This window comes from Candidatus Magnetobacterium casense, from assembly GCF_019173545.1.
GTDB classification, from domain to species: Bacteria; Nitrospirota; Thermodesulfovibrionia; order Thermodesulfovibrionales; family Magnetobacteriaceae; genus Magnetobacterium; species Magnetobacterium cryptolimnobacter.
This window is the reverse complement of the sequence record NZ_JABXWD010000119.1, coordinates 1-9,541: the sequence shown is the minus strand read 5'-3', so window position 1 is coordinate 9,541 and position 9,541 is coordinate 1. Positions and strand designations below refer to the sequence as shown.

Genomic DNA, 9,541 nt, shown 5'->3' with positions numbered 1-9,541 from the left:
ACTGGAAGCAATAAATCTTAAACGAGCGGAATTCCATGGAGAATGGAACTATTTTATTTACCGCTCCGAATAAAGTTGAAATGAGTAAGTTATTTATGCCCAAGTCCTATGGAATAGTGTTAGTAATATTAGGACATATATTAAGAGTTGGACCTAACCATGTAATTAAGTTACAATGGGCGCAAGTAATATCCGATTTCATTTATATGTTTCATATGAATTTATTTTTTGTAATTGCTGGAATAGTATTTTTTTTAAAAATTGACTATTATTTATTATATCCTAAAGAGTTTTTTATAAAACAAGGTCTCCGTTTTGCTCTACCTTTTGTTACGATAAATCTATTATATACAATCTCTTTCTATATTTGTATCCGCTTATTTAATCTTCATATCTTGACTGGTGGACATCGTTACAATACAATATTTCTTTGCATAGGTGGCTCGTGGTTTTTGTGTGCTATGTTATTTGCCAAGATTTTTTCTTATGTTGTCTTCAAAATATCGAGTATTTATTTCAAAACTAATGTGTATAGATATATTGCATTTATATTATTATTTTGGATAGGATTATACTTTATAAAAACACCTGTTTTAGTTAATTTCTTTAAACAATTTCCATTTGATTGGCATTTAGAGGGTCGTTTGTTTTGGTTTAATCTTAGTTTTATTATAGTTGTGTTTGTCAATATAAATAGGATTAAATTTAATGTTTATCATCTCGTTTTATTACTACTCCTGTTAGTAATTTCCTATAAATATACATCGCATACTATGGCATTTAGATATATCTATATTATGTTAGTTATTACATTAATTTTAATGATAAGCCATTTTAAAAATAAATATTCAGATCAATTTATCCTGTGGGTAGCTAAACTAGGTATGCCAATATATCTGTTACATTTTTTTGTAATTGATTTTATATGGCAACCGGTTTATAATCAATTTATTTCACAAAAATGGTTTGGAAATGGTTATACGTATTTTGCCATAGCTTTTATATTTGTATCTGCCATAACACTTGCGATATCGAACATCACAAGTAATATCCCTATTATTAATTTGATTTTATTTGGTGACAAAACTCAAATGAAAACTGTAAAATAAATACTATCTGCCAACCAATTTATTTAGCTGACATTCCGCACACCCTATACCCCTACAACGACAGTTTAGAAATCGAACCGTGCAAAATCAACCGTTTGCATGTTTTGACGTTACTTGAAATTACCGTAGAAATCAACCGTTTAGACAGCAAGTGTCGTTGTAGAGGTAATAGATAATCCCAATACTTGCCGGCATCGTACTTTACAGACTGTCGTTGACCAGGCAAACAAGCGAGGGCTATATGGGGTACTGTTCTCTCAACTTTTGAGTCTCTTCTTAGCCAGCACGATGGCCCCCACTATGGCGACCAACAGTATCACGGAGGCTATCTCAAAGGGCAACAGATACTGAGTAAACATGACGCGTCCCATCGCTGATGTGTGAGTCAATGCCCGAATTCTGTCGATGCTCCAGACCCCGTGTTCTCCGGTTCTGAGAGAAAACGTTGCCATTACAAACACAAACATCGTACCCAGTGCGGCAACCAACCCCACCGGCCACTGTCTGATGTACTGAGAACTCTTTTCGTCCTCTCTGAGATTTAACAGCATCACGACAAACAAAAACAACACCATGATTGCCCCGGCATAGATGATAATCTGTATGGCGGCCAGGAACTCCGCATTCAAAAACAAATACAGACCAGCCACGTGGAAAAACAACAGCAGCATAAACAACACGGCGTGCATGACATTCCTGCGTGTCACAGTCAACACAGACACCAGCACACACACGGAAGCAAGATAGAGAAAGAATGCCTTTTGGATCATCTATGCCCCCTTGTCCTGCGATCCACTGGCAGACGGTTCGTCAACCGTATTGGCCGGAGGCAGGGATGGTGTCGATACTTCGGGTGGTGCGGCAGAGGGAGTCGGTTCACTTGCCCCCTTGGGTCTGAAGACGGCCTGTTCTTGTGGTGTGGCAAAGTCTATGGTCTTTGGACGCCAGCAGTTGTCGAGGTAGAAGGTTCCCTTAGCGCCTTCCATGTACTTGTCCCAGTTGTCGAGCAAGGTCGGTATGGTCAGAAAGAACGACTCCTTTGAATAATCGGAATACTCATAGTGTTCCGTCATCACGACGGCTCCAAAGGGACATGCCTCCACGCACAGGGAACAGTACAGACATCTCAGGATATCGAGTTCGTAGCGGTCTACGACTTTTTCGTGGTTGGGGCCCTCAGACGTGTAGATGTTGATGCACCTGGAGGGACACACTGCCGCACACAGGCCACAACCAACACACTTGGCCTTACCCGTGGCGGGGTCTCGCACGAGGGCGTGCATACCGCGAAATCCTGCCCGTGCCTGGCGTTTTTCCTTGGGATACTGTTGTGTCACGGGCTTCTTAAATGCCGTCGTAAGGGTCAGCTTCATCCCCTGGAGTATCTCCGTAAAAAACACCGTCTTGATGAACCTTGATAAAAAGTCCGGCTCTACCCTGGTAACTACCTTTACGTATTTATCGCCTTGTTCGTCTGTTGTATTCACCTTGCACTCCTGATGTATTCAGAGCCGGCCATTTGTGAGCCAGAGCTTCATTAATGCGGTTATGATAATATTGACCAGCGCCAGGGGGATCAACAACTTCCACCCGATGGCCATCAACTGGTCATATCTGTACCTGGGGATGGTTGCCCGTATCCAGTAGTAGAAGAATATGCACGCATACAGCTTGAGCAAAAACCACACGACCCCCGGTACCATTCCAAGAAACGGCAGCAGTTTCAAGACAAATGCCGGCAACGTCCATCCGCCAAGGAAACACAACACGGCCAGCGAAGACATAATGATCATCCCCGTGTACTCGGCCATGAAGAACAGTGCAAATCGCATCCCGCTGTATTCGGTAAAGAAGCCGCCTACGAGTTCGGTTTCGGCCTCCGGCAGGTCAAACGGTGTTCGGTTGGTTTCGGCGATGGCGGAGATTACGAAGACAAAGAATCCGATAATTTGAGGTACGATGTACAATCCTCCGGGGTATCGTTGTTGTGCGTGGACTATTTCGGTGAGATTGAGCGAGCCGGCCATGAGCATCACTCCCACGAGGCTCAGGCCGAGGGAGACCTCATAGCTGATCACCTGTGCCGAGGACCTCAACGCACCCAGGAACGGGTACTTGGAGTTGGACGCCCAACCGGCAAGGATTATCCCGTATGTCCCCAGCGAGGACATCGCAAAGATAAAAAGCAGGCTGATGTTTATATTGCTGATGACAAAGCCGTCATAAAACGGGATCACGGCCAACGTTGTCAGCGCCGCCATCAGTCCAAAGACGGGTGCCATGAAAAATATCGGTTTATCCGCATTGGTCGGTATGATGTCCTCTTTGAAGAAGGATTTTATTCCGTCGGCAATTGGCTGTAGTATCCCATAGGGGCCTACGATCATTGGTCCCAGACGCATCTGCATCCGGGCGATGATCTTCCGCTCAAAGTACGTAGCATACGCCACATGTCCCATCACGGCGGCAAGCACCACGGCTATCTTAAAGACGATAACCCCAATATCCCATATTAAATTCTTCGTCAATCCTGCATCCATTTAGCTATACCCGTTCTATCCGCACTGCGGTTGCATCCAGACAGAGGCAGCCCAGCACCGGATCAATGTGATAGTTTAACAGCCCCAGGCTGCCTGCCTTTTCAAACGTGTTGGACATCAACACGACACAGTCCGGGACGTCCTTATCGAGCTTGACAACGGTTTCCACCTCGCCTTCGGTCGTGTACACCGTGACCCTGTCGCCATCAGTGAGGGGGCGTGTAGCATCAGTGGCGTAGAGCTGGGCGTGTTTGTGGTTTATGAGCACGTATGGCTCCGGATATATGCCCAGGATGGCCTTGGACTTTGTTGTTATCGTGCCACTGTGATAGATATGTCTTTCGGGCAGGAGGTGCATCCCTGGAAATTCGCTGTGGCAGTACTCCGGTATCGGCAGGTCGTCTATGCCCTCGACGTCAAAGTCTATCTCACCCGTTCTGAGGGACTTGCCGTTGTATGGCCAGATGGTCTGCCCGGTGTTGAGTTCTTCATAGGTCAGGCCAAAGTGCAGCGGTGATACCTGTGTTATCTCCGCCCAGAGACCACGCACATCCGTATAGTTTTCCTTCATGCCAAGCGCCCTGGCTACGTCGGCGACGATCCGCCAGTCGGGTTTGCCGGCAGAGACCGTCTTGCCCTTTTTCAGGCGTTGAATCCTGCGTTCGAGATTAGTGTAGGTGCCGTCCTTTTCAGACCACGCCGCAGCGGGCAGGACGACATCGGCCAGTTTGGCCGTTTCCGTCATAAATATATCCTGAACCACTACAAAATCTATGTTGTTTATTGCCTCTTGCGTCTTTTGTTTGTCGGGGAAGTTGAACGCCGGATTTTCGCCCATTATGTAGAGTGCCTTGAGGGCGCCGCTTTGTCCGTGTTCTATGATCTCAAAGGCGTTGAGTCCTTTTTCTTCGGGGATTGCGCCGCCAATGGTATCCTTTATCTTGCGCTCGATGGCGCCCAACTCAACGGGTCTGCCCCCGGGTAGCATATCCGGCACACAACCCATGTCAACTACGCCTTGGTAATTGGGACGGTCAGACATCAGAAATATCCTGCCGTTTAGCAGATACGTTATAGCCCCAACCAGAAACACCTTTTTGGATACCCTTTCGCCCTGACAGATATCCTGCCCCAAGATAATAACAGGGGTCTTCATTGCACACAGGTCATCGACCACACGGTCTATGACGTCCTCCGTCAGTCCGGCAGTTTGGAGGTCCTTTGCCGATGGCAGTCTGAGGGCATTTATCTTATCTTCAATGAGATAGCTTTCGCCTCGTAATCCCTTGCGTTTTGCGACCTTGCCGACGACGGAGCACAGTACAACCTCCTCGGCATACAGGGAGGGGATGACCTCGTAGTCCGTAAACATCTTCAGTCCGCCGGGGGAGCCAACTACGACGACCTTGGCCCCGTGTCTCCAGGCCAGTCTCACCTGCACTCCCATTATGGGATTGACCGCCGTGGGGTCCCCTCCGATGACCAGTACGCCATTGGAACGTTCGATACCGTGCAACAGGTTGGCCGTTATACCGACGCCCAGCATACTTTCCAGGTAGGTCTGCACCGGGGAATAATAAAACCGTGCCGTTGAATCTATATTGTTGGTGCCCAGGATAAAGCGCATGAACTTCTGGAGCATATAGTTGTCTTCGTTTGTGCAGCGTGGCGAGGCAATGGCTGCGATGGCTTTGCTGCCGTGGTCTTTTTTGACGTCCTTGAATCTTTGGGCAACATAGGAGATGGCCTCCTGCCAGGTAACCGGCACCAGTTGGCCATTCTTTCGGATGAGCGGTGTATTGAGGCGCTCGTCACTGTCAACGTAGTCGTAACCGAATCGCCCTCTGACGCACAGGAGTCCTCTGTTGAGACCACCCGTGAGGTTGGGCATGGTTCTCATGATCGATCCGCCACGCAGTTGTAGCACCATGTTGCATCCAACGCCGCAGAATCCGCACACCGTCTTTACCTCGCCCTCGACGTACCAGGGGCGATAGCTGTGTCGATGTGGCCTTGACGTGATCGCACCGACGGGACAAACCGTCAGGCAGTTGCCGCAGTACTCGCAGTTGTAGCGGCCCCCCGAAAACGGTTCCACAAAGGACTTGCTGCCCCTGCCCGTGATCGCTATTGCATATGCCCCCTGGACGTCATTGCACATCCGCACGCACCTGGAACACAGGATGCAGCGTTCCATGTTTCTGACGATGAAGGGGTCGTTAAAGTTCTCCGGATGTGTGCGCTTGCCCTCGGCGAATCTCCCTTGGGCGGCCCCGTACTGCACGACCAGCTCCTGAAGGACACACTCACCGGCCTTGTCGCACACGGCGCAGTCCAGTGGGTGGTTGATGAGCAGGAACTCGAGCATTGCACGTCTGGTTGCACGTATGGCCTCCGTCTCCGTTCTGACCACCATGCCGTCGGTTACATGGACGGTGCATGAGGTCTGAAAGCGATTGAGCCGCTCGATCTCCACAAGGCACATGCGACATCCGCCGTAGGGTTCCAGGCCCTTGAAGTGACACAGCGTCGGTATCTTTATACCTACGCTACGGGCGGCCTCCAGTATCGTTACAGGCGTCTCAACCGATACCTCTATGTCATTTATCGTTAGCTTTATCATTGTCGTTTAGATATTATACACGAAACAATAAGATAAGTAAAACTACACCACCTAAAAAAAAAGGGGGAGATGTAAGATACGATGTTGTCATGGCAGGGGTAGCTAGTAGCATCAACCGCACGCATAAAGAAGTCCTCTTGATTTGCTATGAAAAAGCTACATAATTTTGCTTTCAAATCAAATCTAAATCGTATTTTCTTAAAAAAAACAGGGCAAGACGCTACAAGAAGGGTCAAGGGGGCTGGCCCCCTTGCAGGGGAGGTCTGAGGAGGGGGCAGAGCCGCCCTCCTTCTTTCTTGCCTTAATGTTATAGCTACCATGAAATATAAAGAGGATACTCTAAATCTGCTATAGTGCCTTATCACTCTATGTCCAAGAATTTTTTTATGTGTTTTATCAGAGTATCTTCAATTTCATTATGTCTTGGAACCGGCTGTTTCTTGTTATTCTTAGGATTTAAGTATATATCATGTCTTAAGCCATGCCGATGCAAATGACAGCCATTACCTATAAGGTACCTGATAAGCTCCTTGCGCTTCATATAGAAACTTCTTTTTTCTGATATCCATCAGGCACATCGTCCATTACCATCAATAAATACGCATCTTTGATGTTTTCTTCCAATTCTTCCAGTGTTTCACCCTGTGTCATGATTTCAGGATGTTCAAGGAGTTTTCCTAACCAAAAATTAGCATCCTTCCAGTATATCATTGTCATTTTCAATATGTAGTCCTCCCTTATTTATCAGCAATATGCGTCAGTTTGTATATTAAACGTTGCAACTGTTCAATATTTAACTGACGAATATCCAGATTTGTAAAATGTCTATCACTGAAGTTTTTAACTATACCACTTTTTTTCCTTCATGCCTTTAGTCGTTTGAATGCCTCGGCAGGGAACTGGAAGTACGTGGTGTCGCTTTGTGCTATTTCGATGGCCCTGACAAGTGCGGGGTAAGCAGGCGAGTCCGTGGCAGCGGCATAGAGAGCATCCAGCAGACCCGGAAACTGTCGCGAAAACACCTCAAGTCTCGGAAACAACTCCTTCACCGCTGAGACAAAAAACACCTGCTCAAACGCTTTCTGCTCCTTACCCATCCCTGATGTGACCTCCTGCTCCAGCCTGTCAAGCAACCTGATCCATTTTCTGTGGGGCAAGGGGTCTAAGGACGACAAGACGGCCCGTATGTGCTCCAATTGTTTGGGGGTAACGCGGGCCCTTATACCGGTCAGATGAAGGTCGCTCAGGGTGGTGCGTGGAAGCTCCACGCTCAACTGAAACCCCCTCTCAAGCGACATGACACCCGTCGGGCCTAATTCTGCATCGTTGACGGCGGCCACCACCAACACCCCGTCGGCGTTAAAGTGCGTGTTGATTGCCTCTATGACATCAACATACCTGCTGCCATCAATGTTGTCCAGGATAAGGACAAGCAGTCTCTTTTGTTTTTCCACCACGGGCAAGTCCAGGAGGTATTGCAGCCACTTCTTGTAAACACTGAGGGTCTTGCTTGCCTCGTAGTCTGCCCTGACCTCCGAGATAATGCCTCTTAATATCCCCGTGATCTTTCTGCCTTCCGTTGTGAACCGTTCAACCTGGTCTTCAACCACCCTGATGGCATCCTCAGCCGTGTGGTTGTTGGGTGAGATCAGGGCAGTCAGGAAGGTCTCCGACAGCAACACGCTGTGGGTGAGCATTGGCCTCAATATCTGCCTGAGTTTGGTTTTCGTAAGTGGATTGAGCCCCTGCAATTCTCCCAGCTTTAGGAATATATCTGCCAGGGGGGTTGCCTCCTGCCACCTGTCCGTAAACACCACGGGATAGGCACAGTAATCCCTGTAAAAGCTCTCCAGCACACGCAGGCAGGTAGTCTTGCCGCTTCCCCAGTCACCCTTTACCAGCAGACGAACCCCGCCCGTATGGGATAAGGCTATGTCGGCTAGCAGGGAGAGGGTTGGGGTTATAAGTCTCCTCTGTGCTTCATTGTCCAATAAGGTCTCAATGCTCAGTGGTCTGTCCAGTAACATGATGGATAAAATCTCCCTTTCTTACAACATCTGAGAGCGGCTCCGCCCTCTTTAGCGCTCCAAGACGCTCCTGACCCCAATTCAGAACACCCTGCAATGGAGGGACAAGGTGCCTGTCCTGGCCACGAAGAAGTCCCCTTGACCACATAGCGCTCAATCCTAAAGTTTATATATAAAAACCTCTGTCCTACTTATTCTCTCCACGCTATATTCACAATCTGATCGTTTTCAAAATTTTTTTTCCCTCTTGATAGTATTAGTCTATCACCTGTACACGTTATAAATACAAGTTCACACGTATCTTGAAATTCTATTAATGCTCTGTCTTCGTTTTTTTGAATATAGTGTTTTTCGTTAATAAACAGTCGTGCGGATGTTTTTATTAAATGGTCATAAAACTTATAGGGGTTTTCATACACTAATTCATTTAAACTTTTATAAAAGAAGTAAAATGTCTGATCATTTTTACGCCACTTTGCAGAATCCCATATTTGGTATGAGCTTACTCTTTTATCAGGAAGAATTAAAAGCCAGATAAAATATTTAGGAATATCTTTTTTAAATACATAATTGTTTACTATTATTCCATAATAATACCACAATTTATTCGCGGATATGCCCTCCGTCAAATCTCTGAATAGATAAAGTTGAGCTCTGTCTAGTGACTCTATTTCAAAAAAATACATGGGGTTTTTCTCTGTTCTTTTTTCTTCATTTTCATAAAATACATAGTCAACTCTTTGTCGATGACCAACATCATACCCTTTAGGCATATAATTTGTGTACTCTGCGTCAATACCATTTTTAAGCTCACTTATCTTAAATGGATACTTGTTTAGTAATGTCATTGCAATACTGGGGAAAACTTCTTTTACAAATCGCCCACCCTTTAAATTATGAGGACCAAAGGCTTCACCTCTCTCTAAAATCTCAGAATGCTCTTCCATGCTCTCCTTAAGGTACTTAAAAAATAACTGGATATCATCCATAACTACCTCCCAAGGGTTATTGCAAATATGTTAAATATTTCTGCACTTTTCATAATTAAAACAAACATTATACCTAAATGATAACAGAATAATAATATATTGTCAATAGTCAGTCCACGGTTAATTTATTCTGTCATATAAACTAAGATTATACTATATAATTGCAGTTAATTTCGGACTTTATAGTAGATTTAGATTGGATTAAATACAAAATACGTGGCATTTTTACGGGGTCAAGGGGACTGGTCCCCTT

9 protein-coding genes are annotated in these 9,541 nt (G+C 46.1%); 1 reads left to right on the top strand and 8 read right to left on the bottom strand.

The features are described 5' to 3' along the window. Positions 1–35 precede the first annotated feature (35 nt). Positions 36–1,109, top strand: a complete 1,074-nt coding sequence (locus tag HWQ67_RS08100) for an acyltransferase family protein (protein ID WP_218252180.1) — start codon at positions 36–38, stop codon at positions 1,107–1,109. A gap of 257 nt (positions 1,110–1,366) precedes the next feature. Here the strand turns inward: HWQ67_RS08100 and HWQ67_RS08095 are convergent, their stop codons facing one another. The 8 genes from HWQ67_RS08095 to HWQ67_RS08060 all read right to left on the bottom strand — a co-directional run bounded on the left by HWQ67_RS08095 (position 1,367) and on the right by HWQ67_RS08060 (position 9,288). Further along, positions 1,367–1,879, bottom strand: a complete 513-nt coding sequence (locus HWQ67_RS08095) for an NADH-quinone oxidoreductase subunit J family protein (RefSeq protein WP_218252179.1) — start codon at positions 1,877–1,879, stop codon at positions 1,367–1,369. Further along, on the bottom strand, positions 1,880–2,596 hold the full coding sequence (locus tag HWQ67_RS08090) for a NuoI/complex I 23 kDa subunit family protein (RefSeq protein WP_218252178.1): 717 nt from the start codon (positions 2,594–2,596) through the stop codon (positions 1,880–1,882). Positions 2,597–2,614: 18 nt separating this feature from the next. Next, a complete protein-coding gene (nuoH, locus tag HWQ67_RS08085; protein ID WP_255317173.1) occupies positions 2,615–3,637 on the bottom strand; it encodes an NADH-quinone oxidoreductase subunit NuoH in 1,023 nt (340 codons plus the stop codon). 16 nt (positions 3,638–3,653) lie between these two features. After that, positions 3,654–6,272: an NADH-quinone oxidoreductase subunit NuoG gene (nuoG, locus tag HWQ67_RS08080; protein WP_218252176.1), complete on the bottom strand. Its 2,619-nt coding sequence runs from the start codon at positions 6,270–6,272 to the stop codon at positions 3,654–3,656. 361 nt (positions 6,273–6,633) lie between these two features. Continuing rightward, positions 6,634–6,813, bottom strand: a complete 180-nt coding sequence (locus HWQ67_RS20465; protein ID WP_218252175.1) for a type II toxin-antitoxin system HicA family toxin — start codon at positions 6,811–6,813, stop codon at positions 6,634–6,636. Next, positions 6,810–6,989, bottom strand: a complete 180-nt coding sequence (locus tag HWQ67_RS08070; protein ID WP_218252174.1) for a type II toxin-antitoxin system HicB family antitoxin — start codon at positions 6,987–6,989, stop codon at positions 6,810–6,812. Before HWQ67_RS08070 ends, HWQ67_RS20465 begins: the two co-directional genes overlap by 4 nt. Positions 6,990–7,135: 146 nt before the next feature. Then, a complete protein-coding gene (locus tag HWQ67_RS08065) occupies positions 7,136–8,299 on the bottom strand; it encodes a P-loop NTPase fold protein (RefSeq protein ID WP_218252173.1) in 1,164 nt (387 codons plus the stop codon). A gap of 191 nt (positions 8,300–8,490) precedes the next feature. Next, on the bottom strand, positions 8,491–9,288 hold the full coding sequence (locus tag HWQ67_RS08060) for a hypothetical protein (RefSeq protein WP_218252172.1): 798 nt from the start codon (positions 9,286–9,288) through the stop codon (positions 8,491–8,493). Positions 9,289–9,541: the final 253 nt, after the last annotated feature.